This window comes from Kitasatospora sp. YST-16 (assembly GCF_026802215.1).
Lineage (GTDB): Bacteria > Actinomycetota > Actinomycetes > Streptomycetales > Streptomycetaceae > Kitasatospora > Kitasatospora cineracea.
Genome location: NZ_CP113837.1, coordinates 1,894,030 through 1,920,653, shown reverse-complemented (window position 1 = coordinate 1,920,653; position 26,624 = coordinate 1,894,030). Strand labels below are relative to the sequence as shown.

The 26,624-nt window shown below is 73.6% G+C and carries 27 protein-coding genes and 1 pseudogene; 14 read left to right on the top strand and 14 right to left on the bottom strand.

Annotated features, from left to right (window positions below):
- The first annotated feature begins 181 nt into the window (after positions 1 to 181).
- The 3 genes and pseudogenes from OU787_RS08715 to OU787_RS08705 all read left to right on the top strand — a co-directional run bounded on the left by OU787_RS08715 (position 182) and on the right by OU787_RS08705 (position 2,693).
- Positions 182 to 1,183, top strand: a complete 1,002-nt coding sequence (locus tag OU787_RS08715; RefSeq protein ID WP_268658990.1) for a hypothetical protein — start codon at positions 182 to 184, stop codon at positions 1,181 to 1,183.
- Positions 1,176 to 1,631: a hypothetical protein gene (locus OU787_RS08710; RefSeq protein ID WP_268658989.1), complete on the top strand. Its 456-nt coding sequence runs from the start codon at positions 1,176 to 1,178 to the stop codon at positions 1,629 to 1,631. Before OU787_RS08715 ends, OU787_RS08710 begins: the two co-directional genes overlap by 8 nt.
- Before the next feature lie 73 nt (positions 1,632 to 1,704).
- Positions 1,705 to 2,693, top strand: a pseudogene (locus OU787_RS08705) (IS5 family transposase).
- A 594-nt stretch (positions 2,694 to 3,287) separates the two neighbouring features.
- Here the strand turns inward: OU787_RS08705 and OU787_RS08700 are convergent.
- The 7 genes from OU787_RS08700 to OU787_RS08670 form a co-directional block, all read right to left on the bottom strand.
- The gene (locus OU787_RS08700; protein ID WP_268658988.1) at positions 3,288 to 3,704 is read right to left on the bottom strand and encodes a hypothetical protein; all 417 of its coding nucleotides are present in this window, start codon (positions 3,702 to 3,704) and stop codon (positions 3,288 to 3,290) included.
- Positions 3,704 to 3,835 carry a hypothetical protein gene (locus OU787_RS08695; RefSeq protein WP_268658987.1) on the bottom strand — a complete coding sequence of 44 codons (132 nt, stop codon included), beginning with the start codon at positions 3,833 to 3,835 and terminating at the stop codon, positions 3,704 to 3,706. The genes OU787_RS08700 and OU787_RS08695 overlap by 1 nt, the downstream gene beginning before the upstream one ends.
- Before the next feature lie 255 nt (positions 3,836 to 4,090).
- Positions 4,091 to 5,482, bottom strand: a complete 1,392-nt coding sequence (locus OU787_RS08690) for an ABC transporter substrate-binding protein (protein ID WP_030460696.1) — start codon at positions 5,480 to 5,482, stop codon at positions 4,091 to 4,093.
- A 64-nt stretch (positions 5,483 to 5,546) separates the two neighbouring features.
- Positions 5,547 to 6,437, bottom strand: a complete 891-nt coding sequence (locus OU787_RS08685; RefSeq protein WP_268658986.1) for a carbohydrate ABC transporter permease — start codon at positions 6,435 to 6,437, stop codon at positions 5,547 to 5,549.
- Complete coding sequence (locus OU787_RS08680; RefSeq protein ID WP_030460698.1) at positions 6,434 to 7,345, bottom strand: carbohydrate ABC transporter permease; 912 nt, start codon at positions 7,343 to 7,345, stop codon at positions 6,434 to 6,436. Before OU787_RS08680 ends, OU787_RS08685 begins: the two co-directional genes overlap by 4 nt.
- Before the next feature lie 291 nt (positions 7,346 to 7,636).
- Entirely contained in the window at positions 7,637 to 8,281 is a 645-nt protein-coding gene (locus tag OU787_RS08675) for a response regulator (protein ID WP_030460699.1), read from the bottom strand.
- A 113-nt stretch (positions 8,282 to 8,394) separates the two neighbouring features.
- Entirely contained in the window at positions 8,395 to 9,588 is a 1,194-nt protein-coding gene (locus OU787_RS08670) for a sensor histidine kinase (protein WP_030460700.1), read from the bottom strand.
- A gap of 310 nt (positions 9,589 to 9,898) precedes the next feature.
- Between OU787_RS08670 and OU787_RS08665 the strand changes: the two genes are divergently transcribed.
- Entirely contained in the window at positions 9,899 to 10,456 is a 558-nt protein-coding gene (locus tag OU787_RS08665) for a GlcG/HbpS family heme-binding protein (RefSeq protein ID WP_030460701.1), read from the top strand.
- 130 nt (positions 10,457 to 10,586) lie between these two features.
- Here OU787_RS08665 and OU787_RS08660 read toward each other — a convergent pair whose 3' ends face one another.
- On the bottom strand, positions 10,587 to 11,030 hold the full coding sequence (locus OU787_RS08660; RefSeq protein ID WP_051817040.1) for a DUF7144 family membrane protein: 444 nt from the start codon (positions 11,028 to 11,030) through the stop codon (positions 10,587 to 10,589).
- A 213-nt stretch (positions 11,031 to 11,243) separates the two neighbouring features.
- On the opposite strand from OU787_RS08660, the gene OU787_RS08655 reads away from it, so the two are divergent.
- Positions 11,244 to 12,992, top strand: coding sequence for a SpoIIE family protein phosphatase (locus OU787_RS08655; RefSeq protein WP_051817041.1), 1,749 nt, complete (start codon positions 11,244 to 11,246; stop codon positions 12,990 to 12,992).
- Between the two features lie 23 nt (positions 12,993 to 13,015).
- Here the strand turns inward: OU787_RS08655 and OU787_RS08650 are convergent, their stop codons facing one another.
- On the bottom strand, positions 13,016 to 14,185 hold the full coding sequence (locus OU787_RS08650) for a serine hydrolase domain-containing protein (RefSeq protein ID WP_268658985.1): 1,170 nt from the start codon (positions 14,183 to 14,185) through the stop codon (positions 13,016 to 13,018).
- Positions 14,186 to 14,337: 152 nt separating this feature from the next.
- On the bottom strand, positions 14,338 to 14,736 hold the full coding sequence (locus OU787_RS08645) for an ACT domain-containing protein (RefSeq protein ID WP_030460705.1): 399 nt from the start codon (positions 14,734 to 14,736) through the stop codon (positions 14,338 to 14,340).
- Positions 14,737 to 14,974: 238 nt separating this feature from the next.
- Here OU787_RS08645 and OU787_RS08640 point away from each other — a divergent pair, with 238 nt between their 5' ends.
- The 6 genes from OU787_RS08640 to OU787_RS08615 all read left to right on the top strand — a co-directional run bounded on the left by OU787_RS08640 (position 14,975) and on the right by OU787_RS08615 (position 21,251).
- Positions 14,975 to 16,612, top strand: coding sequence for a hypothetical protein (locus OU787_RS08640; protein ID WP_051817042.1), 1,638 nt, complete (start codon positions 14,975 to 14,977; stop codon positions 16,610 to 16,612).
- On the top strand, positions 16,609 to 16,968 hold the full coding sequence (locus OU787_RS08635; protein ID WP_030460707.1) for a hypothetical protein: 360 nt from the start codon (positions 16,609 to 16,611) through the stop codon (positions 16,966 to 16,968). The genes OU787_RS08640 and OU787_RS08635 overlap by 4 nt, the downstream gene beginning before the upstream one ends.
- A 66-nt stretch (positions 16,969 to 17,034) precedes the next feature.
- Positions 17,035 to 17,715 (top strand): vWA domain-containing protein, encoded by a 681-nt coding sequence (locus OU787_RS08630; protein WP_030460708.1) that lies wholly within the window; start codon positions 17,035 to 17,037, stop codon positions 17,713 to 17,715.
- On the top strand, positions 17,715 to 18,701 hold the full coding sequence (locus OU787_RS08625; RefSeq protein ID WP_030460709.1) for a protein phosphatase 2C domain-containing protein: 987 nt from the start codon (positions 17,715 to 17,717) through the stop codon (positions 18,699 to 18,701). The genes OU787_RS08630 and OU787_RS08625 overlap by 1 nt, the downstream gene beginning before the upstream one ends.
- The gene (locus tag OU787_RS08620; protein ID WP_268658984.1) at positions 18,698 to 20,428 is read left to right on the top strand and encodes a hypothetical protein; all 1,731 of its coding nucleotides are present in this window, start codon (positions 18,698 to 18,700) and stop codon (positions 20,426 to 20,428) included. The genes OU787_RS08625 and OU787_RS08620 overlap by 4 nt, the downstream gene beginning before the upstream one ends.
- A 142-nt stretch (positions 20,429 to 20,570) precedes the next feature.
- The gene (locus OU787_RS08615; RefSeq protein ID WP_081966960.1) at positions 20,571 to 21,251 is read left to right on the top strand and encodes a PadR family transcriptional regulator; all 681 of its coding nucleotides are present in this window, start codon (positions 20,571 to 20,573) and stop codon (positions 21,249 to 21,251) included.
- 25 nt (positions 21,252 to 21,276) lie between these two features.
- Here the strand turns inward: OU787_RS08615 and OU787_RS08610 are convergent, their stop codons facing one another.
- Entirely contained in the window at positions 21,277 to 21,492 is a 216-nt protein-coding gene (locus OU787_RS08610; protein WP_051817043.1) for a hypothetical protein, read from the bottom strand.
- Between the two features lie 415 nt (positions 21,493 to 21,907).
- Here OU787_RS08610 and OU787_RS08605 point away from each other — a divergent pair, with 415 nt between their 5' ends.
- Positions 21,908 to 22,606 (top strand): bifunctional DNA primase/polymerase, encoded by a 699-nt coding sequence (locus OU787_RS08605; RefSeq protein WP_030460713.1) that lies wholly within the window; start codon positions 21,908 to 21,910, stop codon positions 22,604 to 22,606.
- Between the two features lie 87 nt (positions 22,607 to 22,693).
- Here the strand turns inward: OU787_RS08605 and map are convergent, their stop codons facing one another.
- Positions 22,694 to 23,539 carry a type I methionyl aminopeptidase gene (map, locus tag OU787_RS08600; protein WP_268658983.1) on the bottom strand — a complete coding sequence of 282 codons (846 nt, stop codon included), beginning with the start codon at positions 23,537 to 23,539 and terminating at the stop codon, positions 22,694 to 22,696.
- A 116-nt stretch (positions 23,540 to 23,655) separates the two neighbouring features.
- Between map and OU787_RS08595 the strand changes: the two genes are divergently transcribed.
- Positions 23,656 to 23,880 carry a hypothetical protein gene (locus OU787_RS08595; RefSeq protein ID WP_030460715.1) on the top strand — a complete coding sequence of 75 codons (225 nt, stop codon included), beginning with the start codon at positions 23,656 to 23,658 and terminating at the stop codon, positions 23,878 to 23,880.
- A gap of 7 nt (positions 23,881 to 23,887) precedes the next feature.
- Here the strand turns inward: OU787_RS08595 and OU787_RS08590 are convergent, their stop codons facing one another.
- Both OU787_RS08590 and OU787_RS08585 read right to left on the bottom strand, forming a co-directional pair.
- Positions 23,888 to 25,192, bottom strand: coding sequence for an MFS transporter (locus OU787_RS08590; RefSeq protein WP_030460716.1), 1,305 nt, complete (start codon positions 25,190 to 25,192; stop codon positions 23,888 to 23,890).
- 81 nt (positions 25,193 to 25,273) lie between these two features.
- Complete coding sequence (locus OU787_RS08585) at positions 25,274 to 25,852, bottom strand: hypothetical protein (protein ID WP_030460717.1); 579 nt, start codon at positions 25,850 to 25,852, stop codon at positions 25,274 to 25,276.
- A 47-nt stretch (positions 25,853 to 25,899) separates the two neighbouring features.
- On the opposite strand from OU787_RS08585, the gene npdG reads away from it, so the two are divergent.
- Positions 25,900 to 26,601 (top strand): NADPH-dependent F420 reductase, encoded by a 702-nt coding sequence (npdG, locus tag OU787_RS08580; protein ID WP_030460718.1) that lies wholly within the window; start codon positions 25,900 to 25,902, stop codon positions 26,599 to 26,601.
- Positions 26,602 to 26,624: the final 23 nt, after the last annotated feature.

The following is a 26,624-nucleotide window of genomic DNA, read 5'->3' as shown; positions in this document are numbered from 1 at the left end:
ACCAAGTGCAGGTCGCAGGCGTGCAGTTGACGACTGTGGTGCAGAGCCTCAGCAAGCCGCCGGCAGGGTGCTGCACAGGGCCGAAGCGCTCAATCCATCGGCCATTCGAGTGCTCGTGGCGATACCATTCGCGAGCGGGACGAACGCGGGACTCGCGCAACGCCTCGCAACCCTTGTGGAGGTGTCGACGATGGTTCTGCCGCGCGTCCCGCTCGTCATCATCATCGGCAGCGGCATCACGGGAGCTTGCGGCGTGGTTGCGGGCGCCGTCGGTGGCGTGCAGGTCAAGCGTGCTCGAGTGCAGATCCGACGTCACACGACACGCTACGAGAGTCGCCACACCGCTCACCTTGCCAAGGTCGAACGAGCGAACGCAGCGATGCAGTCGCTCGGTCGAACGCAGGAACGAGCACAGCGCGACGTCATATTCCGGATGCGAGACTTCCTCGAGCGCCATGCCAAGCAGGTTCGAGCGCATGAGCAGCTCATCCTCGACGGAGTCGACGCCTCAAACACCACCCAGGTCGTAGGGATAGCGAAGCTCGATCCAGATATCGCGGGTTGGGTCCGAGGCATCGTTGGCGCAGCCTTAATCGGGAGCGCAACTCCGGCGGCCCTCCGTAAGGCCGTTAGCCAACTGGCAAAGGCAAGCACTGGGGCGCCGATCGCGAACCTCCGCGGAGCAGCGGCAGAGCGTGCAACGCGTGCATTCCTCGGCGGCGGAAGCCTCGCTTCTGGCGGCGGTGGGATGGCGCTCGGAGCGACGGTCCTCAAAGTCTCAGCCGCTGGCCCCAGCGTCCTCGTCGCAGGCCTCACGATGAAGAATCGAGGAACCAAGGCACGAACTGAGGCTGACAACCTCCGGACAGCAGTCGACGTCGCCTTCGCGCAACTCGACGTTCGTGACCAACTCCTCCGTGGAGTGAGGGAGCGAGCGCATGAGCTGGACGACATCCTCATTCGGTTGGTTTCACAGGCAACGAATGCTCTCGACCTGCTCGAATCCGAACCTTTCGACATCGACGCGCACGGCAAGTGTCTCCAAACGGCTCTGGTCCTGGTCACGTCGGTGCGGAATGTAGCCACGGCACCCGTCGCTGACGAAGACGGCAACCTCGACATGAACACCGAGCAACTCATTTTCAATTATCGCGACGCGCGCAAGGAGACGACGGATGCCTGATCAGAAGGGCTTGCCCAAGGGCACCCCCCTGCCTGCGAAGGCAACCGAGCCAGTGGTCGGGGCGGCCGGAAGGCTCAGCGCGGCAGACGCGCTCAACGCACTCAACCAACTCGTTAGTGCTACGCGCGAATCGATTCAGATCCACGAAACGGAGAGCACAAAGCGCGAAAAGCTCAGGACGTACCGGGAGACCGAGGTCGCGCGAATCAAGGCGTCCGAGAAGTCTCTGCGGGACTACTTCGACCGCGCCTTCGAAGAGCGGCGCGAGACGCACAAGCGGCTATTTGACGGCCTTGACCGGGCACTTGAATCTGGCGACGTCGCAGCGATGCAGATCGTCGTCGGGGGAATCATCGAAGTGGCACGCACATCGCCTCTCGCCATTATCGGAAACATCGGCGAACTGAGGCGCGCCATGGACGACCCCAACACCGTGTTCGAGTTCTAGGGCGTGTATCTGGTTGTGATCAATTTGCGGGTTTCGCTCTCGTGGTGGCCCTTGGTTCGGTAGATCGTGTGGTGTGACGCGAGTGCAACTGACAGATGCCGAGTGGGAGTTCATCGAGCCGTACCTGCCGGTCGGTGAGTACGGCCCGTACCCCGAGCGGTTGCGTCGGCAGTTCGAAGGCGTGATCTGGCGGTTTCGGACGGGCGGGCAGTGGCGGGAGGTGCCGGGCGAGTTCGGGGCCTGGTCGACGGTCCACAACCGCTTTCGGCAGTGGAGGGACGCCGGCGTGTTCGAGGCCTTGCTGGAGGGCGCGATCGCGGAGGCAGCGAAGCGGGGCGAGGTGGACCTGTCCCTGGTCGGCGTCGACTCGACCACCGTGAGGGCCCACCACGACGCCGCCGGGATGCACCTGGACCCCGACACTCTCGCCGACCTGGAGAAGGCCGCCGAGGAAGCGGAGAAGGCCCGGCAAAAGGGGGCTGCACGGAGGGACAGGACGGGCAGGGCGCCACGGACGAGCGGCGGCGTGTGCGCCGCAGACGCCGGCTCCGCCTGAAGGCCGCCCTGCTCGGACGGTCCAGGGGCGGCCAGACCAGCAAGGTCCACGTCGCCGGCGAGCGCAGGTGCCGTCCGCTGGCCTTCGTCCTGACCGAGGGCCAGGCCGCCGACAGCCCGCAGTTCATCCCCGTGCTGAAGAGGATCCGGGTTCGCGGGCCGGTCGGCCGCCCGCGGACCCGACCCGGCGCGGTCGCCGGGGACAAGGCCTACTCGTCCTGCGGCAACCGCGCCTACCTGCGCAAACGCCACATCAAAGCGGTCATCCCGGAGAAGAAGGACCAGGCCGCCAACCGCAAGAAGAAGGGCAGCGAAGGCGGCCGCCCCGTTGGCCACGACACCGAGCTCTACAAGGACCGCAACACCGTCGAGCGCCTGATCAACAAGCTGAAGGCCTGGCGAGGCATCGCCACCCGGTACGACAAGAAGCCCGAGAGCTACCTCGCCGGCCTCCGCCTTCGCGGCGCGATGATCTGGCTCAAAGACCTCACCAAGCCCACCCCTTGATCACGACCGAATACGCCCCCTAGTGCGATGTGCCCACCCCGCTGGGGCGTCGCGCGGCCAGGTCGGTGCGGGCCATCGCGCCCGCGAGAACGTGCCTGCTCCTTCGCGGCAGCGTGAGCCATCCGCTGGTAGCTCGCGAACCACCCCCTCGGCATCGCCTGTCCGCACCAGCTCGATCAGGCTCATAGCCTGGCCTCCGCGATCTTTTCCAACCCGCTCAGATGTCACAGACCGTAAACCACGGGACGGAGAGTCACTCTCCGTTCCGCCAGGCGTCGGCTTGGCCGGGGGAGTGCAGGCGAGGAGCTCACCCTGCCAGGGCGTCAAATGGTTGATGCCGTGAGGGCCCCGGTGACCGAAGACCAGTGGAGGCCATGCTCTCCTGATCGGCGCCTCGAAACCGCGGCAGCAAGACACCTGTCCAGACGTGGCCGGAGGCGTGGCAGGCGATGCCGACGGCCGGAGTGTCGACCACCTCCCGAACATTCGTCAGGGGTGAGCAGTGGAAGGTTTGTCGAACGGTGCGGGGAGGTCGAGCGCGCGGGCGAAGGCGGTGGTGACGGCAGCGGCGTGGTCGGGGAGGTGGTGGGCGGCTCATATGGCGGTAAGGCGGAAGAAGCCGGCGAAGTCGTGTTCAGTGTCGGCGAGGAGACGGCGCAGGTCGGCGACGGGTAGGTCGGTCGTGGGGCTGTCGGCGCGGTCGCCGTCGACGGTCAGTCGCACGGTGTCGCCGTGGCGTTCGGCGAGCCGGAGCGGATCGTGGCCGAAGAAGGCCTGCCTTTGGCCGTCACCGTCCATCACGTCCAGCCAGCCGCGCCGCCGGTTGAGGCCTGTGCAGCAGCCGGGCGCGAAGATGATGCCGGTGGCGGTGGCGGTAAGGCGCAGCCCGCCCGGGGCGAACGGGTTCTTCACCGTCAGCAGCGCGTGCAGGAAGGCCCCGAGCGGGTCGGCGGGCTGCGGTGCGCGGCGGAGGGCCTTGGGTGAGAGGACGTGGCAGGCGGCGATGCTCATCAGACCGTGCCGACCTCGGCCCGGTCGAGTGCGCAGTTCAGCGGCGGGAAGCGCTGCTCCCATGTCACGACCGGCCGCAGGGAGAAGTTGTCGGGGCCCCAGATTTCGAGAATGGGCTCTATCGCAATCACGGGGTGAGTCTGCCGCCATAGTCGACCGCTGGTTCGAGGTGCCGATCTCGATCGAAAGTCCCCGAGAAGTCCCCAGCGGTCGGATCGGACCCCAGATCGCGCAAATTACCTGGTCAGGCGGATCGGGAGGTGATCGTCGCCAAGGTTGGACCAATGTCGGCGTACAGGCCGACTCGTCCGCCGCCTTCCGCTTCGAAGGGCCCGGCCGCGCACGCGCGCGGCCGGGCCCTTCGGCGTGGGCGGGGACGGCCGGGGTCAGCCGACCGAGGAGTTGTAGCTGTCGATGGCGGGCTGGAGTTCCTTGGCGGCGTCGGTCAGGGCCTGCTGGGCGGTCTTGGAGCCGGAGACGGTCTGTTCGATGGCGGTCTCCACGCCCTTGCGGGCCTGCGGCATGACGCCGAGCAGGCAGCCGGCGGTGGCGGGGGTGGGCTTGGTGGCGGCGAGTTGGTCGACGGCGGTCTGGAACTGCGGGTACTTGGCGATCCACTCCTTGTCGGTGGGGACGTCCAGCGACTTGGTGTTGACCGGGAAGTAGCCGGTGCCGACGTGCCAGGCGGCCTGCTGTTCGGGGGCGGTGAGGAACTTCTCGAGCTCCCAGGAGGCCCGCTTCTGGGCGTCGGAGTGGCCGGGGCCGGAGATCCAGAGGGAGGCGCCGCCGATGACCGGGCCGCCCTGGTCGCCGGCGGCGGTCTTCGGGAACGGCGCGGTGCCGACGGTGAACTTGGCGGCCTCGGTGTAGCCGCGCAGCACGCCGGTGGACTCCAGGTGCATGGCCACCGTGCCGGCCTTGAACGCGGCCTGGGCGTCGGTGGTCTGACGGCCGGTGTTGGCGGCGTAGCCGTTCTTGACCAGGTCGGCCCACCACTGGACGATCTCGGCGCCCTTGGCGGTGTCGAAGCCGACCTTGGCGGCCTTGCCGGTGCGGCCGTTGCCGTTGTCGCAGTACAGCGAGCCGGACTCGGCCATCAGCTCCTCGACGAACCAGCCGTAGACGGCCGCGCCGAAGCCGTAGCGGACGGTCTGCCCGCTGCCGTCCTTCTTGGTCAACTGCTTGGCGAGGTCGCCGAGTTCGGCCAGCGTGGTGGGCGGCTTGGCCGGGTCGAGGCCGGCCTCCTTGAAGGCGTCGTCGTTCAGGTAGAGCAGCGGCACCGAGGAGTTGAACGGCATCGAGGCGAGCTTGCCGTCCACCGAGTAGTAGTTGCGGATGTTGGGCTGCAGGTCGTCCAGCGCGTAGCCGTCCTTGTCGGCGAACGCCTGGGCCGGGACGGTCTGCTTGGAGTCGATCATGAAGCGGGTGCCGATGTCGTAGACCTGCACCAGCGCCGGGGTGGCCTTCTGCTGCACCGACGCCTTGTACTTGGCGATCAGGTCGTCGTAGGTGCCCTGGAAGACCGGCTTCACCTCGATCCTGCCCTGGTGCGCGGCGTTGAACTGGGAGACCAGCGCGGTCAGCGTCTCGGCGTTCTTGCCCGTCATCGAGTGCCAGAACTCGACGGTGGTCACCCCGGACGCCTGGTCGAGCGCGGAGGCGGCGGGCGCGGCGGCGTCACCGGAGGCGCCGCCGCCCCCGGAGCCGCCGGAGCTGCAGGCCGTCAGGGCCAGGCCGGACACCAGCAGGGCGGCGAGCGCGCGGGCACTCTTCTTCACGGGTTCTTCTCTCTTCTACGAGGGTGGGTGCCGGGAGAGTCGAGCGGAGCGGGAGGGCCGGCCGTCAGCGGACGGCGCCGGTGGTCAGGCCGCGGACGATGAAGCGCTGGCCGAACACCACCAGCGCCAGCGTGGGCAGCAGCGACAGCACCACGCCGGCCAGGATCAGGCCGGGGTCGGCCATCTCCGAGTCGCGCAGCGTGGACAGGCCGATCTGCAGGGTCTGCATCTCGGCGGTGCGGGTGATGATCAGCGGCCAGAAGTACTGGTTCCAGGCGGACAGGAACACGTAGACGGCGAGCGCCGCCAGCACCGGCCGGTTCAGCGGCACCAGGATCCGCCACAGGAACCGCCAGTGGCCCGCCCCGTCGATCCGGGCGGCGTCCCGCAGTTCGGCCGGGAACTGCCGGAACGACTGCCGCAGCAGGAACGTCCCGAAGCCGGAGGCCAGGAACGGCAGCACCAGCCCGAAGTAGGTGTTCCCCAGGCCCCAGCCGGACAGTGTCAGGTAGTTGGGGATGACCACGGACTCCCACGGCACCATCAGGGTGGCCAGGAACAGCCCGAACACCGGCTTGCGGGCCCGCAGCGGCAGGAACACGAAGGCGTACGCAGCCAGCACCGAGGTGAACAGCTGCGCCGCGGTGATCACGCCCGCCACCAGCACCGAGTTGGCGTACTGGCGGACCAGCGGCACCGCGTGCACGGCGCCGGAGAAGTTCCGCCCGGTGACCGAGTGCGGCACCAGCGCGGGCGGGTAGCCGGCGATCTCGTCCGGGCGCATGAAGGCGCCCGCGAACACGTAGTAGACCGGGAACAGCACCGTCAGCGCGGCGGCCAGCAGCAGCAGGTACACCGCGGCCCCGGCCAGCGCGCTGCGCGGGTGGACCCGGCGGCGGGCGGCCCGGGCGGGCGCGGCGGCGGGCGCCCCGGGCTCGGTGAGGGCGGCGGTCATGCGTAGTGCACCTTCCGTTCCAGGGTGCCGAACTGGACGGCGGTGCAGGCCAGTACGACCACCAGCAGCACCACGGCCTGGGCGCTGGCGGTGCCGAAGTCGCTGGAGCCGTAGGCGAACGCCTTCTGGTAGACGGAGTAGACCAGGGTGCGGGTCGAGCCGTCCGGGCCGCCCCGGGTGAGGATGTGGATCTGGCCGAAGCTCTGCAGCGCGTTCACCGTGGAGACCACGACCAGGAAGAACAGGCTGGGCCCGAGCAGCGGCACCGTCACCGAGCGGGCCAGCCGCAGCCCGGAGGCGCCGTCCAGCCGGGCGGCCTCGGTGATCTCGTCCGGGATCGAGCCGATGCCCGCCGAGAGCACCAGCACGTTGTAGCCGAGGTTCATCCAGACCGTGGACGCGGCGACCGAGAGCAGCGCGTACCGGGAGTCGGTGAGCCAGCCGACCGGGCCCAGGTGGAACTGCGACAGCAGCCCGTTGAGCACCCCGCTGGCCGGGTTGTAGAAGACCGAGAACACCACCGAGGCGCTGGCCACCGAGAACGCGAACGGCAGCGCGAAGGCCGAGCGCAGCAGCCGCACGCCGCGGATCCGGCTCTCCAGCAGCAGCACCAGGAACAGCGCCCCGAGCACCCCGGGCACCACCGTCAGCAGCACGAACAGGGCGGTGGTGAGCAGGGTGTCGCGGAACTCGGCCGAGGCCAGCAGGTCGGTGTAGTGCTGCAGGCCGACGTACCGGGAGGGCGCGCCGAACAGGTCGTTGGCGTGCGCGCTGAGGTAGAGGGTGCGCCCGAGCGGATAGCCGATGAACAGGGCGAAGACGGCGACCGAGGGCAGCAGGAACGCCCAGGCGAGCCCGTGCTCCCCGAGGCGGCGCGGCGGCGCCTGCGCGGGTGGTGCGGTCGGCATGGGGCGCGTCCGCCTTTCGTACGTCGGTTCCGGCCAAACCGTGTCGCGCCCGAACGACAGGCCGGCGAGGGGAGGGTGAGCGGAGCGTGTCGCGTTTCTTACGCGTTCGCGTCACACCGGGCGGGCCCCGTGTGGCTACCCCCCTCCCGCCACTTCTGCACCTTCCGGATGTCACCGGTTCGCCGGATTCCGCGGTTGGCCGGATCCGTGCGGCGCGGGGGAGCCGCGGTACGGGCGGGCCGGGCCGGTCGTCGCTGTTCGGTTGTCAAGGAGCGGTGGTGCGTCGGGAGTTCAGCGCAGCAGGCGGCGCTCCTTGGCGATCGCCACCGCGCCGGAGCGGGTGTCCACGCCGAGCTTGGCGTAGATCCGGCCGAGGTGGGTCTTGACCGTCGCCTCGCTGATGAACAGCGCCCGGGCGATCTCCTTGTTGCCCAGCCCCTGGCCGAGCTGGTCCAGGATGTCCTGCTCGCGGTCGGTCAACTGGGGGAGCGGGGAGCGCATCTGGGCCATCACCCGGGAGGCGATCGGCGGGGACAGCGCGGGCCGGCCCGCCGCCGCGGCCCGGATCGCGGCGAACAGCTCCTCCGGCTTCTCGGCCTTCAGCAGGTAGCCGGTGGCGCCCGCGTTGATCGCCCGGCTGATGTCGGTGTCGGTGTCGAAGGTGGTCAGCACCAGGACGTGGCTCTCGCCGGGCCCGGCGAGGACCCGCCGGGTGGCCTCCACGCCGTCGATGCCGTCGCCGAGTTGGAGGTCCATCAGGACCACGTCCGGCCGGAGGGCGGCGGCCAGCGAGACCGCCTCCTCGCCGGTGCTGGCCTCGCCGACCACCTCGATCGCCGGATCGCTGGACAGCAGGGCCAGCAGCCCGGCCCGGACCATGGCGTGGTCGTCGCAGATGACCAGCCGGACGGTGTCGCTGCGGACGGTGTCGTTCATGAACCGCTCCTTCCGTGTGCTCCTCGGCGGCCGACGCTACCGGCCGGGGCCGTCGGACCGGGGCCACCGCCAGGGCCGGTGCCGCTGCCGTGCCCGGCGCCCCCGGCCCGGGTTCAGCGGCCCTCCAGCGGGATGGCCGCCGAGACCACCGTGCCCTCGCCCGGGGCGGACTCGATGGTCAGCGTGCCGCCGAGCTGGCGCAGCCGGGCCCGCATCGCCGGGAGCCCGTGCCCCCGGCTCCCGCCGGCCGGGCGCTCGCCGCGCTCGCCCCGCCCGGCCCGGCCCGGGGCGAAGCCGCGCCCGTCGTCCGCGACGTCCAGCACCGCCTGGTCGCCCAGGTAGGAGAGGGTGATCGAGGCGTGCTCGGCCTGCGCGTGCTCCCTGGTGTTGGCCAGCGCGCCCTGGGCGATCCGCAGCAGCGCGGACTGCGCGGCGGCCGGCATCGGCGCGGGCGCGCCGTCCAGGTGGAAGCGGACGGCCAGGCCGCTCTCGGCGGCCTCCCGGTCGGCCAGCGCGGCCAGCGCGGCCTCCAGGGTGCCCTGCTCCGCGAGGTCGGCCGGGGCCAGGTCGTGGACGAAGCGGCGGGCCTCCGCGAGGTTCCGCGCGGCGATCGAGGCGGCCGTCCGGACGTGGCCGCGGGCCGCCGCCGGGTCCTGCTCCCACGTCCGGTCCGCGGCCTGGAGCAGCATCTGCTGGCTGGACAGGCCCTGGGCGAGGGTGTCGTGGATCTCGACGGACAGCCGCTCCCGCTCGGCCAGCGCGCCCTGCCGGCGCTCCACCGCGGCCAGCTCCCGCCGGGTGCGGATCAGGTCGATGATCAGCTTCCGCTGCCGGGCGCCCTGCCGCTGCATGTACAGGAACACCGCGGTGGCCAGCGCGGCGACGGCGGGCGGCAGCAGCAGCATCGTCGGGTCGAAGCCGCCGGGCAGCCGCAGTTCGGAGACCACCACCAGCACCGTCAGCACCGTCACCAGCGGGATCGCGGCCCGCGGCGGCAGCGCCCGGAGCACCGTGTACACCAGCGGGACCGCGCACCAGGCGAAGCTCGGCGCCATCAGCACCAGCACCGCCCAGCTCGCCAGCACCGCCGCCAGCCAGCCCTGCCGCCGCTCGGACAGCCCCGACAGGTGGCCCACGGCCAGCGCCAGGCTCAGCCCGACCACCCAGGGCGTCAGCGGGCTGGAGAGGTGGTGCGTCAGGTACCTGGCCAGCGAGGTGCCGAGCAGCAGCAGGAAGGCCAGCCGCATGACGACCGTGAGCCAGCCCGCGTCCGGGTCGACCGCCCGGGACAGGGGGTGACGCATCATGGCTGCCTCCTTACGTGCCCAGTGCTCCGTGTACTCCGGGTGCGCCGTGTTCTCCGGCTGCTCCGGCTGCCCCGTGTGCTCCGGGTGCCCCGGGTTCTCACGCTGCGTCACGGCCGTCATAGCGATGGTGGACCGGGCCGGCGCCCCGCGCATCAACCGATCGGTTGACACGGTTGTCGTCCATCATGCTCCGCGGAGCGAGCCGGTTCGCCGATCCGGGGAGGGGGTGCCGGGGCGAAGTATGGATGGCGAGGCCGGAGCGCACAGGAATCCGGCGCCGAACCGAACCCCCTCGATACAGGAGCCGAAAATGAAGAAGCTGAGCACCCGCACCCGCGTCGTCACCGGTGCCGTTGCGGTCGCCGCGGTCGGAGCCAGCGTCGTCGGTGCCGTCTCCGCCAACGCCGAGACCCCGAACGCGGCCCCGGCCACCGCGGTCAACTCCGACGTGCAGAACAAGAACACCTTCCAGTCCACCCACCTGACGGTCGAGGCCGCCACCAAGGCCGCCCAGGCCAGCCTGGACGCCGCCGCCAAGGCCGGCCAGAAGATCTCCGTCGCCGTCGTCGACCGCAACGGCAACGTGATCGTCGAGCTGCGCGGCGACGGCTCCGGCCCGCAGGCCTTCGAGTCGGCCGAGCGCAAGGCCTACACCGCGGTGTCCTGGAACGCGCCGACCTCCGAGCTGGTCAAGCGCCTGGCCCAGGCCCCGAACCTGAAGGACATTCCCGGCACCCTGTTCCTGGGCGGCGGCGCCCCGGTCCAGGTCAAGGGCGCCCCGATCGCGGGCGTCGGCGTGGCCGGCGCCCCGAGCGCGGACCAGGACGAGCAGTTCGCCCAGGCCGGCGTGGACGCGCTCAACAAGTGACCCGCCCCGCGTGACGCCGCCGGCCGCCCCCCACGGCCCGGCGGCGCACAGCCCGCGGGCCCGCTCCGTCCCGGAGCGGGCCCGCGGGGCCCTTCGGTGCGTGCCCGTACCGGCACGGGCGGGTGAGGGCTCAGTCCTCCCGGTAGACGCACAGCGCCCAGATCACGAACACGTCCAGTGCGATGATCACCAGAGCCCACAGCGGGTAGTACGGCAGCGCCAGGAAACTGCCGATCAGGCTCAGCGAGGCCAGGAAGATACCGGCGATCCTGGCCCAGGCCGCGCCCTGGATCACGAAGAAGCCGACCAGCGCGACCAGCGCGCCGATCACCAGGTGGATCCAGCCCCACCCGGTCAGGTCGAACCGGAAGACGTACCGCGGCGTGCTGACGAACACGTCGTCCTCGGCGATCGCCATGATCCCGTGGAACACCTCGAGGATGCCGTTCACCAGCATCACCACACCGGCGAACAGCACCATCCCGGAGACCCACCCCTTGTTGCGGGGTGCCCGGGCACTGCCGGCGGGAGCGCCGGGGGGCGGTGTCGCGGTCGGACCGACAGACGAACTCATGGAACCTCCTAGGCCGGAGCAGCACTTGCCCCCGACCCTCCGGCACCGCCCGCCCCCGGGCATTCGGGCGACTCCGTCCGAGTGAATCCGGCGGCCCCCGCCGGTGCCCCGCCCGGCCGCCCGGCACCGGATCGCCCGAACCCCTGGCGCTGTGTTTACTGGTCACAGAGCCGGGTCGGCCGGACCGGGCCCCGGCGAGGAGGTGCGCCCGCCATGGCCGAGGACCTCTGGAGCGCCCTGCCCCGGCCGCTGCGCCAGGTGCTGGACGGCACCGACGCCGGCGTCGCCGTCCTCGACACCGAACTGCGCTACCGCTACGTCAACCCCGCCCTCGCCGGGATGAACGGCCTGCCCGCCGAACACCACCTCGGCCGCACCATCGCCGAACTCCTCCCCGACATCGACGCCCGCGAGGACGTGCTGCGCGCCGTGCTCGCCGACGGCCGGTCCCGCGAGGTCACCTCCAGCGGCCGCACCCGGGCCGCGTCCACGCTGCCGCGCCGCTACTGGCACGGCGCCTACCACCGGATCGACGGCGCGGACGGCCGTCCCGTCGGCCTGGTCGGCATCGTGCTGGAGGTCACCGCCTCCCGCCGCCAGCAGCACGAGCTCGAACAGGCCAGGTCCCGGCTCGCCCTGCTGGACGCCGCCGCCACCCAGGTCGGCACCACCCTCGACGTCGACACCACCTGCGGCGAACTCGCCGCCTTCCTGGTCGAGCACCTCGCCGACGCCGCCACCGTCGAACTCCTCCCGCACCCCGACAGCAGCCACGCCCGGCCGCGCCCCGACGGCAGCCGCCGGCTGCGCCGCGCCGCGCTGGCCGCCGCCCCCGAACTGCTCGACCAGGTCCGCCGGCTCGGCGCCCCCGGTGAGCACATCGACTACCAGCCCGGCTCCACCATCCGCCGCTGCCTGGAGGCCGGCCGCCCGATCATCGAGAACCTGCTGAGCGACGAGGAGTTCGGCCGCTCCGCCCCCAACGCCGCCCGGGTCGCCCTGTACCGGGAGATCGGCATCCACTCCGGCCTGGTGGTGCCGCTCACCGCCCGCGGCCACCGGATCGGCGCCGTCACCCTGATGCGGATCGGCGCCTCCCCGGGCTTCGGCCCCGACGACGCCGTCTCCGCCCAGGACCTGGCCGGCCGCGCCGCGATCACCCTCGACAACGCCCGCCGCTACAGCCGCGAGCACGACGTCGCCGCCCGCCTGCAACGCGCCATGCTCGCCGAACCCGGCAGCCCGCACCCCGACCTCGACGTCGCCTTCCGCTACCGCCCGGCCGGCACCGGCGCGCTGATCGGCGGCGACTGGTACGAGACGGTCGCGCTGCCCGACGGCCGCACCGTACTGGCCATCGGCGACGTGATGGGCCACGGCATCGAGGCCGCCGCCCACATGAGCCACTACCAGGCGATGCTGCGCGCCATGGCGCTGCTCGAACCCACCGCCGACCGGCTGCTGACCCGGCTCGACCACCTCGCCTGCGAGGTCCACGACTACCGGCCCTCCACCTGCCTGGTGGTCTACGCCGAACCCGCCCGCGGCCGCTACGCGCTGGCCAGCGCCGGCCACCTGCCGCCCGCCGTGGTCCGCCCCACCGGGGAGCTCGCGCTGCTCCCGGTCGAGCCCGGCCCGCCGCTCGGCACCGGCCTGAACGGCTACGCCCCCACCACCGTCGTCCTGCCGCCCGACCACGCCCTGCTGCTGTACACCGACGGCCTGGTCGAGCGCCGCGACGAGGACATCGACCGCTCGCTGGCCCGGCTCACCGCCCGGCGGCTGCCGGCCGGCGCGGGCCCCGCCGGGCTGCTGGACGCCGTCCTGGCCGGGGCCCCCGACCCCGCCGAGGACGACATCGCGCTGCTCGCCGCCGCCCCCGCCGACCCGTACCCGGGGCGCCCCCGGTACCGGGAGGTGCTGACCGTGCTGACCGGCGGCCGCCGCACCGGGCCGGGCTGAGCGGCACGGCGGACCGGCAGCGGCTACCGGCCGTCGGGCAGCAGGGCGTGCAGCGCGGCGGCCCGCAGGTCGGCCAGCCGGGTGCGGTCCCAGCCGTGGTAGACGGCGTTGGTGCACAGCACCACGAAGCGGCGGGTGTCCGGGGCGAGGTAGAGGCTGGTGCCGGTGAAGCCGTGGTGGTAGGCGACCGGGCCCCGTTCGGCGACCAGCCAGGCCAGGCCCCGGGACAGGCCGGGTTCGACGGCGGCCAGCGGGCGGCGGCTCGACGCGAACCACCCGGGCAGCCAGGAGAGTTCGGACGGTCCGGACGGTCCGGGCCGCGCGGGCGCCGAGGCCGGCCCGGCCCGCTCGGGCTGCGGCCCGGCCGGCTCCGCGGGCCCGAGCAGGTGCTCGGCGAAGGCGGCCAGGTCGGCGGCGGACGAGAACACCCCGGCGTGCCCGGCCACCCCGCCGAGCAGGGCCGCGCTCGGGTCGTGCGGGATGCCCCAGGTCCGGGGCGCGCCGCGCAGCCGCTGCTCGGTCGGGGCGAGCCGGACGTCGCGCGGCAGCGGGCCGTACGCGGTGGCGGTCAGGCCGAGTCCGCGCCACAGCTCGTCGGCGAGCACCGGCAGCGGGCGGCCGAGCAGTTCGGGCAGCAGCAGGCCGAGCAGGATGAAGCCCCGGTCGATGTACCGGTGGTGCGCGCCGGGCGGCGAGACCAGCGGCTCGGCGCACAGGTGCTCGACCAGCGGGCGCCCGGTGTGCTGGTAGCGGGCCAGGCCGGTCTGCGGGAGCAGCCCCGAGGTGTGGGTCATCAGTTGACGCACCGTCAGGTCGCCCCCGGGGGAGGGGAGTCGGGGCAGCGCGGCGCGCAACGGGGCGTCCAGGTCGAGCAGTCCGGCGCGGACGGCGGCGCCGACCAGCGGCCAGGTGGCGAGCACCTTGGTCAGCGAGGCCAGGTCGTAGCGGGTGTGCTCGTCGGGGCGGACGTCGCCGCACTCGGGGGCGACCAGCCCGCGGCCCACCACCGCCCGGCCCGCCCCGGCCTGACCGACCACCAGCACCCCGCCGGGGAACCGGCCGGCGTCCACCGCGGCCCCGAGCCCGGCGCCCAGCACGGCGGCGGTACCGGCCACCCAGTCAGCGGCGGCCGGCTCCGGGACGGCCGGTTCCGGGGCGGGCCGGTCGGTGGGCGGCTGCGGATCGGCTGACACGGCGTCCCTCTCGTCCGGACCGGCGGGGCCTTCCTCCGGATTGTCGCCCGCCCGGGCCGCCGGGGCCAGGGCGCCTGCCGGGCCCGGCGGCCCTGAGCCCGGATCAGAGCTCAGAGCTCAGAGCTCAGAGCTCAGAGCTCAAGGCCCAGGGCTCAGGAGCGGGACGCCGCCAGCGAGTTGAGCGTCTCCAGGGCCCGGTCGGCCTCGTGGACGGGGACGAACAGGTGGTCGTGGTGGAAGCCCGCCACCACGTTGCAGCTGATCCCGCGCTCGGCGAGGGCGGTGGCGACGGCGGCGGTCAGCCCGACCGCCTCCAGCGCGGAGTGCACCCGCAGGGTCAGCCAGGCGGCGACGTACGTGTACGGCAGGCCGAGCGCGTCGGCCTCCTCCTGGGCGACCACGAAGGTCACGCCCTCGGGTTCGGCCACCGTGACCACCGGCCGCAGCCCGGCGGGCACCCGGCCCGGGAGGGTGCAGTACACGTAGCGGCCCGGGTTGTGGACGGGGTCCATGCCGGAGAGCAGTTCGTCGAGGTCGTGTTCGCCTGCCATGGCGTCACGGTAGCGGGCGCGGACCGGCCCGGCGGGGACGGCGCGGCCCCGTGTCGCGGCGTCCGCCACTCCTGCCACTTCCGCCCCGCAGGCCGCACTGGTGTGTCAACTGCCGGAACAGAGAAGGTAATTGACGGACCAACATCTTTGTTTGGTAACAACGCCGGAGCCTGTTGCCGAACCGTCCCGGGCAGGTGCAAGCTCGGAGCATGAACGCTCGACGTTCGGCGGTGACCGAATGAGCACGTTCGATCCGGGGGAGCCCACGCCCGCCGAGGCGCTCGGCGGGAAGCCGCCGATGACGCCCACCTTCGCCCGGCCCGGCACGCCCGCGGTGCCCGCGTCCGCTCCGGCCGCGCCCGCTGCGCCCGCCGCTCCGGCGCCGGCCGGCAGCACCTGGGCGTCCCCGCCGGCGGTGCCGCCGCAGCCGACCGCGCGGGCGGCCACGGACGCGACCCGGTTCCTGTGCGCCGCCGTCCAGTTGGACGGGGCCCTGGGCAACCGGGTGGTCGACGCCGTGCTCAAGGAGCCGTACCGGGCCGTCGCGTTCTCGCCGGGCGTCGACCTGGTCTGCGTCCTGCGGTACGCGCTGGCCGCGCAGGCCCGGCAGGCCACCGCCCGGGGCGTGCTCACCTGCGTCGCGCTGGTGCTGGTGTCGCCGCTGCTCCTGCAGGCGCCGCCCCCGGTGCCGCTGCCGGTGTTCGTCCTGCTGCTGCTCGTCGTGGCCTGGGCGACCGTGCTGACCGAACGGCTCGTCACGTTCTACGGGGTGCTGCGGCCCCGGCTGAGCCGGCACGCCTTCGACCCGGCCCGGGCGCCGCACGCCCAGCCGGCCGAGGAGAAGCTGCTGGGCGAGGTCGCCGCGCAGGACCGGCAGGGGAACGTCTCGGTCTTCGCCGGGTTCGACCCGTTCCTCGGCTACGGCAAGCTGGTCTCCCCGTGGAACTTCACCATCGCGGTGGACCGGCCCGACGAACAGTCCGACCAGGTCCTCCCGTTCACGCTCGCGGAGCTGAACACCGAGGTGACCGGCGTGCTGCGGGCCCTCGGACTGCCCGGGGTGACGGTCGCCGAACGGGTCTTCGTGAACGGCGCCGACCTCGCCCAGGGGCTCGACCCGGCGCTGCAACGGCTGCTGCTGCCCAGGCCCGACGGCCGGCCGCGGACCGACCTGCCCCCCGACACCCTCGACCGGCTGCGCGAGGACGGCGCGGGCCGGGCCCGGCCCTACCTGATGACCACGGTCTCCGGCTGGAGCGGCGAACTGGTGGTCGGCACCGTCACCCGGTTCTCGCTGAGCGCGGCCCGCGACCTGCTCTTCGTCGAGGGCGGCACCACCGTCCTCCCGCCGCTGCACCACTGGTACCACCAGGTCGACCACCTGCTCGACCGCCCGACCTGGCGGCAGCTGCTCACCCTGCTCGGCTCCTCGGCCGCCGCCGTGCCGGGCCGGCTGCTGGCCGCCCCCGGGGAGGTGCTGGGCCGGCTGGCCGAGGGGCCGGCCGAGCGCCGCAAGAAGCGCGAGCAGCTGCGCCGGATCGCGCTGGGGGCCTTCAACTACGGCGCCGAGCTGAGCATCCGGGAGGCGGCGGCCGAGCCCGGCTTCCACCGGTACTTCCAGCAGGTCGACAGCCAGATGTACACCAAGATCGTCGAGCGCCGGGTGCTGGACGCGCTCACCGACTTCCTGGCGGACCACCAGGTGGACGTCTCCGAGCTCCGGGAGCGCCAGAACGTGATCTACAACGGGGGGATCTTCACCTCCGGCAACGCCAACGTCAGCTTCGTCAACTCCCCGGTGGCCGCCGGTGTCGGCAGCCGGATCATGCGGATGGCCGGCCGGGCCCCGGGCGGCCGGAAGAAGGAGGACAGATGACCGAGCAGCGCAACGTCACCGGCGGGCTGCACATCAGCGGCAACGCCCAGGTCACCATCACCGGCGCCGGGATCGCCGCGGGCCAGAACTCCTCGGCCACCGTCCACAACACCGCGGTGGACGAGGAGGCCCTGGTCCGGCGGGTGCTGGCGCTGGTCGAGCAGCTGCGGCAGAGCGCCGAGCCCGCCACGGTGCGGGCCGCGGAGGAGCTCGGGCAGGAGGTGGCCGCGCCCGCCCGGCGCTGGGAACGGGTGCTGGCCTACCTGACCCGGGCCGGCCAGGGAGTGGCCGCCACCGCGGCGGTGGCCACCGAGATCCAGGGGCTGGAGCAGTCGGTCCGGGCCCTGCTGCAGTAGCGCCCGCCGGGCAACGGCCCGGGACGGGAAACCGAGTGTCGCACGGGCGACGTGAAGGGGGAGAGGGTGGCCGAGACCAGGGGTGTGCTGTTGCCCGCCTACGTGCTGGCCGACGAGTCGGCCTCGATGGGCCCCTACCGCAAGGAGCTGTCCGACGGCCTGGTCTCGCTCTGCGAGGGACTGCGGGCCGAACCGATGATCGCCGCGAAGCTGCGGCTGGCCGTGCTCGGCTTCTCCGACACCGTGCAGGTCCGGCTCGCGGTCGCCGACATGCGCACCGAGACCACCCTGCCCGAGGTGGTCATCCGGGGCTCGACCCGGTACGGGGCGGTCTTCGAGGACCTGCTGCAGCGCATCCCCACCGACGTGCAGTGGCTGCGCGGCCAGGGCTACAAGGTGCACCGCCCGGTGGTGTTCTTCCTCAGCGACGGCCAGCCCACCGACGGCAACGGCTGGCGGCGCGCGCACGGCGAACTCGTCGACCGGACCCGCACCCCCACCGCCCCCAACATCATCGCCTGCGGCATCGGCGACGCCCAGGCCCGGACCATGCTGGAGGTCGCCACCCGGCAGGAGTTCGCCTTCGTGGCCCGGTCCGGGACGGACATCGGCCAGGCCGTCGCCGAGTTCTTCCAGTCGCTCACCGCCAGCCTGGTCGCCTCCGGCCACGCGCTGAACTCCGCCGAACCGCAGCTGGTGGTCAACCGGCCGGACCGGTTCACCATGGCCATCGACGAGGTCGGCTAGTGGGTCCGCACGGGGGCGGCGGCGGCACCCCCGCGCCGCTCCCGCCGCCGTCGCTCCCGTCCCCGCCGGTCCCGCCCCCGCCGTCCGGGCCGCCACCGGCCGGGCCGCCGCCCTGGCAGCGGATCGCGGTCGGCACGCCCGGGGCCGAGTTCGAGCCCAGGCCCCCCGGCGAGGACGCCTACGACGTGCCCGACACCGAGTGCGACGGCTGGTCCACCGCCGAGTTCACCCTGCGGCTGGCCTCGGTCCGCGGCGCCCAGCACCGCTACTACCGCCGCCCCCGGCAGGACGCCGCCCGGGCCGTCCCGCACGGGGACAGCGGCGCGGTGGCGTTCGCCGTCGCCGACGGCGTCTCCAGCGCCACCCGGGCCGAGCGCGGCGCCGCCGAGGCGTGCCGGGCCGCCCTGGAGCGGATCCTGCTCCAACTCGCCTGGAGCCCGGCCGCGCTCGACCACCGCGACGTGGCCGGGCACGCCGCCGAGCGGCTGCACCGGCTGGCCCGGGCCCGGCTGCACCGCGCCGACCCGTCCCCGGCCGAGGTCGCCGGCCTGTACGCGACCACGCTGGTCGCGGGCCTGGTCCGGCCGGACCCGGCCGGACCGGTCGTCGAACTGTTCCGGATCGGGGACTCGGACGCCTGGCTGCTCGACCCGCACCGGGGCGGCTACCGGCCGCTGTTCCCGTCGAAGACCGGCGCGGACACCCTGCTGGTCTCCAACGAGGTCCGGCCGCTGCCCAGCGTCCCCGACCCGCTCGAACAGGCCACCGTCCGGCTGGCGCCGGGCCAGGTGCTGCTGGTCGGCACCGACGGCTTCGGCGACCCGCTGGGGGACGGGGACGGCCTGGTCGGCGCCCTGTTCGCCCGTCAACTCGCCACGCCCCCCTCACCGTTGTGGCTCGCCCAGGTGCTGGACTTCTCCCGGGAGACCTTCGACGACGACCGGACCCTGCTCGCCCTCTGGCGGCGCGACCCGGCGGCGCGGTGAGCACCGCCCCCGGCGGCTCCGTCGACCGCGCCGCCCTGGTCCTGGACCGGCGGCTGGGCCAGGGCGGCCAGGGCGTCGTCCACGCGGTGGCCAACCGGAGGATCAACCGGGCCGCCGCCGACGGCGGTTGGGACGTGGTCTACAAGGAGTACGCCCCGGAACTGCTTGCCGCGCTCGACACCGCCGCACTGACCGCCATGGTCGACCTGCTCGGCGAACTGGACGGCGACGAGGGCCGGTGGCTGTGCGAGAAGGCCGCCTGGCCGGCCGCGGTGGTCCGCCGGGCGGGCGCGGTCAGCGGGTTCCTGATGCGCTCCGCCCCCGACCGCTTCCGGTTCGACTTCCGCAGCCTGCGCGGCCCGTCCGGCGGCACCCGGCGGCTGGCCAACCTCGAGTTCCTGCTCAACGACGACGCGTACGTGGCCGGCATCGGACTCACCGTCAGCGAACGCGACCGCCTGCTGCTGCTGGCCGACCTGGCCGGCACGCTCGAACGGCTGCACCGGCTCGGCATCGCGGTCGGCGACCTCTCCCCGAAGAACCTGCTGTTCGCCGCCGACGGCCGGCCCGAGTGCTTCCTGATCGACTGCGACGCGATGCGGCTGCGCGGCGCCAGCGTCCTCCCGCAGGCCGAGACGCCGGACTGGGCGCTGCCGCCCGGCGAGGAGAAGGCCACCCCGGCCGGGGACGCCCACAAGCTCGCGCTGCTCGCCGTCCGGCTGGTCGCCCGCGACCAGGGCAGCACCGACCCCGCCGCGCTGGCCGCGCTGAGCCCGGCCCTCGGCGACCTGGCCCGCCGCGGCCTCGACCCCGACCCGCAGCGGCGGCCGGCCCCGGGCGAGTGGGCCGAGCACCTCCAGGCCGCCGCCGAGACCGCCTCAACCATCCCCGCCACCGCCCCCGACCCCGGGCCCGCGCCCGCCCCGAAACCCGTACCCGTGCCCGCGCCGGGGTCCGCCCCGAAGCCCGGGTGGGTGCGGGCCGCCGCCCCGGCCTTCGCCCTGGTCGCGCTGCTCGCGGGCTTCCTGCTGCTGGTGGCCCAGCCCTGGAAGGACACCGGCCGCACCGCGACGCCCGCCTACAGCTACTCCCCGACCCCGTCGCCGTCGCCGAGCCCGTCCCCGTCGCCGAGCCCGTCGCCGTCCCCCACCCCGTCGGTGGAGAGCAGCCCGGCCTTCGACCCCGCCTCGCTGGACCTCGCGCGGACCGACGGCACCCCGCTGACCGCGAACGCGCTGCTCCCGACGTCGTTCACCGACGCCAAGGGCGTGGAGTACACCCGCAACAGCGGCTCGGCCCAGGGCTGCCTGGACAGCACCATCGCGGACAACGTCAAGACGGTGCTGAGCCGGGTCGGCTGCGACCGGCAGGTGGTCGGGACGTACACCGACTCCAAGGACCGGATCATGGTGGTGGTCCTGGTGATCCCGCTCGCCGACCGCAAGACCGCCGAGGACGCCGACGACGCCCTGGCCGGGGCCTCCACCACGGACTGGGGCTTCTGGTGCCCCAAGACCGGCCCCGGCTCCGAACTCTGCGACGGCGGCACCGACCTCACCGGCGCCACCCAGAGCGGCTACCGCGGCCACCACCACCGCTACCTGCTGCACTCGCTGGCGATCTACCTCAGCCTCGGCAACGACAGCAGCCTCGAAGAGTGGACGAAGGCCGCCGCCAGCGCCGCACTCGACGAGGCCGGCCCGTCGAACTACCCGGGCAACCACTGACCCCTCCGCCGTCCCCGTCGTCCCCGTTGACGGCCGACTGTCGGAACGGCATTGCCATCCGATAGTTAACGATATATCGTCGAGGTATCGAGATGCTTCGTTGAGTGGAGCGTCCATTCCTCTGGGAAGACAGGTGTTCGTCATGCGGTACGACAAGCGATTCGGTGGAGAAGGCCGGCGTCGTTGGGCCGAGGGCCCGGGGCGGCCGGGGCGTGCGGGGGTGCCCGGTGAGGGTGTCGACGAGTTCGAGGGGCGGGCGGCGTTCGGGCCGTTCGGGGCGCCGGGGCGGCCGATGCCGCCGTTCGGGCCGGGGTTCGGGCCGCGCGGCCGGGGGTTCGGCGGGCACGGTCCGCGCGGGCACGGGGGCGGGCGGCGGGGCGGGCGGGCCAGGCGCGGTGACGTGCGGGCCTCGCTGCTCGCGCTGCTGCGGGAGCGCCCCATGCACGGCTACGAGATGATCACCGAGATCGGTGAGCGGACCGGCGGGGTCTGGCGCCCCAGCCCCGGGTCGGTCTACCCGACGCTCCAGCTGCTGGAGGAGGAGGGGCTGGTCAAGGCCAACGAGGAGTCCGGCAAGAAGCTGTTCGAACTGACCGAGCAGGGCCGGGCCGAGGCCGAGCAGAACAGCCCGTCCCCGTGGGACGAGGCCGGCCGGCGGGACGACTGGGAGGCCGTGCAGGAGGTCGGCGCCGCGCTCGCGGCGGTGGACCACGCGGTGCGGCAGGTCATGACGACCGGCACCGAGGAGCAGCGGACCAAGGGCCTCGCGGTGCTGGCCGAGGCGAAGAAGAAGCTGTACCTGATCCTGGCCGAGGAGGACTGAGCCCCGAGGAGGGGCTGACGGCCGGTCAGGCGTCGGCGTCGTACTCGTAGCGCCAGCGGTAGCGCCCCTTGGGCCCGTACTCCTTGGCGCGGCGGTAGACCAGGACGGTCGCCGGGGTGTCCCCGTGCGCGGGGACGGGCACCCGGTAGACCTTGGGGACGCTGTGCATCATGCCCAGCAGGACCGGCAGGACCCGGCCGTCCAGCGGGCCCCCGGAGAACTCGGTGTCGGCGCTCTTCACCCGACCAGGGTAGGCGCGGCGCGGCCGGGGCGGAGCGGGCGGGTGTGTCCGTTCCGGGACGGGGGTGTGGAGCGGGTGTGACGGGGACGGCACGCCCCCGGTCATCCGGAGGGCTCCGGGAGCCTTATCCTGCTACGTACGCCCCCGGGGTCCACCCCGGGTCCGCGGGCCCGTACGGGCCGGGTGGGGCGCGCCGTGGTGCGCCCGCCCGGCGGGCGCGACTCTCGTCCCCCGTACCCGACCCCGGACGTCGGCCGCCCGGAGACCCCGGCCCGGCCGGCGGCAGGACGCCCCCGCGCGCGGTGCACCCCTCGGGAAGCAGCGGGCGGCTCCGTGCGTTGGCGTCGGTTGTTGCGTCGGTGGCCGTGCCGTACCTGGCACGGCAGCTCAGGCAGGTGCGTGCGGAAGGGGCCAGATGGAAACCAGCAGCAGGTGGACGTCCTGGTGGCGGCGGGAGCGGCGGGAACGCCCGGGGCCCGCCGGCGGGGACGCGGCCGCGAGGCTGGACCTGTTGCTGGGGGCGGCCAGGGCGGGGTTCCCGGTGGCGCCCGCGGCGCACCCGGCCGGGTACCGGTGCTCGTGCGACCGGGTCGGCTGTCCGGCCCCGGCCCAGCACCCGCTCTCCTTCGCCTGGCAGTCCCAGGCCACCACCGACGCCGAGCAGTTGGCGCGCTGGCTGTCCCGGGACCCGGAGGCGAACTTCGTCACCGCGACCGGCCGCGCGCACGACGTGCTGGACGTGCCGGCCGAGGCGGGCGTGCTCGCCCTGCAGCGGCTGGAGGCGCTCGGCGCGGTCGGCCCGGTGGCGGCGGTCGGCGCCGACCGGTACCTGTTCTTCACCGCGACCCGCGGCACCCCGCAGGACGAGGACGAGTGGTGGACCAGCGCGCTGGACTCCACCCCCGACACCGTCTCCGAGCACCCCGGCCTGCGCTGGCACTGCCGCGGCTCGTACACCCTCGTCCCGCCGGCCGCGCTGCCGGACGGCTCCGAGGTGCGCTGGCTGCGCGGCCCCGAGCTCGCGCTGCCGGACCCGCTGCGGGTGCTGGACGTGCTGACCGACGCCTGCACCGAGGTCGGCGCGGTGGCCCAGGAGCAGTGGCTGATCGGCTGAACCGGCGCAGGAACGATACGGCGGCGGCCCGCCACCCCGGCAGTGCGAGGGTGGCGGGCCGCCGCCGTGGTGCGGGGTGACGGGCCGTCAGGGCAGCGTGAGGATCTCCGCGCCGTCCGCGGTGACCAGCAGGGTGTGCTCGAACTGGGCGGTGCGCTTGCGGTCCTTGGTGACCACCGTCCAGCCGTCCGGCCAGACCTCGTAGTCGTAGGTGCCCAGGGTGAGCATCGGCTCGATGGTGAAGGTCATCCCGGGCTTGATCACCTCGGTGGCCCGCTCGCTGTCGTAGTGCGGGACGATCAGGCCGGAGTGGAACGAGGTGTTGATGCCGTGGCCGGTGAAGTCGCGCACCACCCCGTAGCCGAACCGCTTGGCGTACGACTCGATCACCCGGCCGATCACGTTGATCTGCCGGCCCGGCCGGACCGCCTTGATCGCCCGGTTCAGCGACTCCTCGGTGCGCTCGACCAGCAGCCGGGACTCCTCGTCCACCTCGCCGCACAGGTAGGTGGCGTTCAGGTCGCCGTGCACGCCGTGGATGAACGCGGTGGCGTCGATGTTGACGATGTCGCCGTCCTGCAGCACGGTCGAGTCCGGGATGCCGTGGCAGATCACCTCGTTGACCGAGGTGCAGATCGACTTCGGGAAGCCCCGGTAGCCGAGGTCCGACGGGTACGCGCCGTGGTCGCACATGTACGCGTGGGCGACGGCGTCCAGCGCGTCGGTGGTGGTGCCGGGGGCGATCAGCTTCGCCGCCTCGGCCATCGCCCGCGCGGCGATCCGCCCGGCGATCCGCATCTTCTCGATCGTCTCGGCGTCCTGCACCTCGGGGCCGGTGTACGGCGTCGGCGCGGGCTTGCCGACGTACTCCGGACGCGCGATGTGCGCGGGGACCTTGCGGGTGGGGGACAGCGTGCCGGGTACCAGAGCCATGACGGCGAGTGTATCGGCCGCCGCCCGCCCGGCCCCGGGTCGCGTACGGGGCGGGGCAGCGGGAAGGATCACCGGTGACCGCCGCGGTACCCAGCACAGGACGGGAGACGCAGACGATGGTGTTCGGCCGCAGCAAGCCCACCGGGCAGCCGGGGGAGTGGTTCTACTGCATCAAGCACGGCAAGGTCGAGGAGGGCCCGGAGTGCCCGGCCAAGGACCGGCTCGGCCCGTACGCCAGCCGGGAGGAGGCCGCGCACGCCCTGGAGACCGCCGCCGAGCGCAACCAGGAGTGGCGGGACGACCCGCGCTGGAACGACGAGGAGCCCCGCGGGGGGAACTGACGGCGGCTCAGGACCCCACGGAGACGCCCGCGGCCTGGCGCTCGTGCTGGGCCCGCACCGCCAGCGCGTGCGGGTCGGTGCGCGAGTCCCAGGCCAGCAGCTTGGGGATCGCCGCGGTCAGCGCCAGCACGCCCGCCACGCACAGCAGCCCGCCGGCCCAGATCGAGCCGCGCACCCCGGCCAGCGCCGCCATCCCGCCGGCCCGGACCTGGCCCAGCTGCGGGCCCACCGAGTACGAGAGCAGCTCCACCCCGGCGAGCCGCCCGCGCAGTTCGTCGGGGATGGACTGGTTCCAGATCGTCGACCGGGCCACCCCGCTGATCTGGTCCGCCCCGCCGGCCACCGCCAGGAACAGCAGCACCAGCCAGATGTTCCCGGCCAGCCCGGCCAGCGTCATCGCGCCGCCCCAGCCGAGCGCCGCGAACAGCAGCATCCGCCCGTGCCGGTGCACCCGGGCCGTCCAGCCGCCGGTCGCGGCCACCAGCAGCGCCCCGGCCGCCGTCGCCCCGTACAGCAGGCCCAGCGCCCACTCGGCGTCCAGCGACGAGGCCAGGAACGGGTACAGCGCCACCGGGTAGGCGAACAGCATCGCCACCACGTCGATCGCGTAGGTGCCCAGCAGGTCCTTGCGGCTCCAGGCGTACGCCAGGCCCTGCCCGATGCTGCGCAGCGACGGGGCCCCGGCGCTCTCGGCGGGCGGCACCGGGCGCATCCGGGAGATCAGCGCCAGCGAGACCAGGAAGGTCAGCAGGTCCAGCGCGTAGGCGCTGCGGGCCCCGGCCACCGCGACCACCACGCCCGCCAGCGGCGGGCCGGCCACCGAGGCGACGTTGCGGTACAGCGAGTTGAGGGCGAACGCGGCGGGCAGCTGGTCGTGCGCCACCACCCGGGGCACCATCGAGTCCAGCGCCGGGCGCTGCAGGCCGTCCAGCGCCGCGACCAGGGCCGCGACCAGGTAGATCGGCCACAGCATCGGGTGCGGCAGCAGCGCGTTGGCCAGCATCAGCGCCGACAGCAGGGCCAGCCCGGCCTCGCTGAGCAGCACCAGGCGGCGCCGGTCCAGCGCGTCCGCCAGGGCGCCGCCCCACAGGCCGAACACCACCAGCGGCACCAGCTCGCACGCGCCGACCAGGCCCACCGCGAAGGTCGAGCCGGTCAGCTCCTTGATCTGGATCGGCAGCGCCACGAACGACAGGAAGCTGCCGAAGCCCGTCACGCACCCCGAGACCCAGAGCAGCCGGAAGTCCCGGGAGGCACGCCAGGGCGTGAGGTCCGGAAGGATTCTGCGCAGCAGCGGAGCGGTACGGGTCACATGGCCAGATGCTGCGCGCCCGGGACGGGCCGGGGCAAGCGGTTTTCCGCCCGGCCGGGGCGGCCCCCGGCCGGGCGGGGGCTACCAGCGCAGCACGGGGGAGGCGGTCAGGCGCTCGGTCAGCCGGGCCAGCCGGGAGCGCGGCGGGGCCGCCGAGGCGGCCGAGCTGACCAGGTGCTGGACCAGCTCGAACGGTTCCTCGGCGGCGCCGGGGACGGTGAGCCGCTCGTGGGCCAGGTCGGTCAGCTCCGGGTCGCCGTCGTCCAGGGCCAGCAGCACCGCCCCGGCCCGGCGGGCACCGTCCAGCCGCTCCAGCAGCGGCGCGTCGGCCGGGCCGGGCGCCACCAGGAGCACCGTCGCGCCGGCGCGCGCCTCCGCGAGCCGGGGCAGGCCGCAGGCCAGGTGCTCCGGGGCGCCGGTCGGGACGGCGTGCCGCAGCAGGGTCGGGGCCAGCTCCGGCAGCCCGCCGTAGGCGGCCTCGTCGCTCAGGTGCGCCGCCAGGTGCCACGGCTCGTAGCGGGGGGTGCCCACCAGCAGCAGGCCGCTCGCGCTGCGCCTGGTCACCGAGCCGCGCAGCGCGGCGGCGAAGGCGCCCGCCCGTTCGGGCCAGCCGGTGCCGGCCAGCGACTGCCGGAGTGCGGAAACTCTCACCGCGTCCATGCGCGACAGCATGCTGCTCCGGCGGCCGGTTTGGCAGGATCTTCGGCATGACGCAACCCGATTCAGTGAACGCGACGGCCGGACCGGGCCGGAACCTGCCCGACGTCTCCCACCTCGTGGTGGGGATCCTCGGCGGCACCGGCGACCAGGGCCGCGGCCTCGCCTACCGGTTCGCCAGGGCCGGACAGCAGGTGGTGGTCGGCTCCCGCAGCGCCGAGCGCGCCGAGTCCTGCGCCGCCGAACTGGGCCGGGGCGTGCGCGGCGCCGACAACGCGGCCTGCGCCGCGGCCGCCGACGTGGTGATCGTCGCGGTGCCGTGGGACGGCCACGCCGAGACGCTGGCCGGGCTGCGCGCCGAACTCGCCGGGAAGATCGTGGTCGACTGCGTCAACCCGCTGGGCTTCGACAAGCAGGGCGCCTACCCGCTGCAGGTCCCCGAGGGCTCGGCCGCCCAGCAGGCCGCCGCGCTGCTGCCGGACTCCACCGTCACCGCGGCCTTCCACCACCTGTCGGCGGTGCTGCTGCAGGACGAGGCCGTGGAGCGGATCGACACCGACGTGATGGTGCTCGGCGAGGACCGGGCCGCCACCGACACCGTGCAGGCGCTGGCCTCCCGGATCCCCGGCATGCGCGGCGTCTTCGCCGGGCGGCTGCGCAACGCCCACCAGGTGGAGTCGCTGGTCGCCAACCTGATCTCGGTCAACCGCCGCTACAAGGCCCACGCGGGGCTGCGGATCACCGACGTGTGAGCGCCCGGCGCGCGCCGCGGTCC

Excerpts from the sequence above, each read along its gene's own strand:
- OU787_RS08635 (WP_030460707.1), top strand. The coding sequence starts at position 16,609 with ATGACCGAGCAGCGCAACGTCACCGGCGGGCTGCACATCAGCGGCAAC.
- OU787_RS08605 (WP_030460713.1), top strand. The coding sequence starts at position 21,908 with ATGGAAACCAGCAGCAGGTGGACGTCCTGGTGGCGGCGGGAGCGGCGG.
- OU787_RS08595 (WP_030460715.1), top strand. The coding sequence starts at position 23,656 with ATGGTGTTCGGCCGCAGCAAGCCCACCGGGCAGCCGGGGGAGTGGTTC.
- OU787_RS08670 (WP_030460700.1), bottom strand. The coding sequence starts at position 9,588 with ATGATGCGTCACCCCCTGTCCCGGGCGGTCGACCCGGACGCGGGCTGG.
- OU787_RS08655 (WP_051817041.1), top strand. The coding sequence starts at position 11,244 with ATGGCCGAGGACCTCTGGAGCGCCCTGCCCCGGCCGCTGCGCCAGGTG.
- OU787_RS08665 (WP_030460701.1), top strand. The coding sequence starts at position 9,899 with ATGAAGAAGCTGAGCACCCGCACCCGCGTCGTCACCGGTGCCGTTGCG.
- OU787_RS08640 (WP_051817042.1), top strand. The coding sequence starts at position 14,975 with ATGAGCACGTTCGATCCGGGGGAGCCCACGCCCGCCGAGGCGCTCGGC.
- OU787_RS08660 (WP_051817040.1), bottom strand. The coding sequence starts at position 11,030 with ATGAGTTCGTCTGTCGGTCCGACCGCGACACCGCCCCCCGGCGCTCCC.
- OU787_RS08700 (WP_268658988.1), bottom strand. The coding sequence starts at position 3,704 with ATGAGCATCGCCGCCTGCCACGTCCTCTCACCCAAGGCCCTCCGCCGC.
- OU787_RS08710 (WP_268658989.1), top strand. The coding sequence starts at position 1,176 with ATGCCTGATCAGAAGGGCTTGCCCAAGGGCACCCCCCTGCCTGCGAAG.
- OU787_RS08675 (WP_030460699.1), bottom strand. The coding sequence starts at position 8,281 with ATGAACGACACCGTCCGCAGCGACACCGTCCGGCTGGTCATCTGCGAC.
- OU787_RS08685 (WP_268658986.1), bottom strand. The coding sequence starts at position 6,437 with ATGACCGCCGCCCTCACCGAGCCCGGGGCGCCCGCCGCCGCGCCCGCC.
- OU787_RS08645 (WP_030460705.1), bottom strand. The coding sequence starts at position 14,736 with ATGGCAGGCGAACACGACCTCGACGAACTGCTCTCCGGCATGGACCCC.
- OU787_RS08615 (WP_081966960.1), top strand. The coding sequence starts at position 20,571 with ATGCGGTACGACAAGCGATTCGGTGGAGAAGGCCGGCGTCGTTGGGCC.
- npdG (WP_030460718.1), top strand. The coding sequence starts at position 25,900 with ATGACGCAACCCGATTCAGTGAACGCGACGGCCGGACCGGGCCGGAAC.
- OU787_RS08680 (WP_030460698.1), bottom strand. The coding sequence starts at position 7,345 with ATGCCGACCGCACCACCCGCGCAGGCGCCGCCGCGCCGCCTCGGGGAG.
- map (WP_268658983.1), bottom strand. The coding sequence starts at position 23,539 with ATGGCTCTGGTACCCGGCACGCTGTCCCCCACCCGCAAGGTCCCCGCG.
- OU787_RS08585 (WP_030460717.1), bottom strand. The coding sequence starts at position 25,852 with ATGGACGCGGTGAGAGTTTCCGCACTCCGGCAGTCGCTGGCCGGCACC.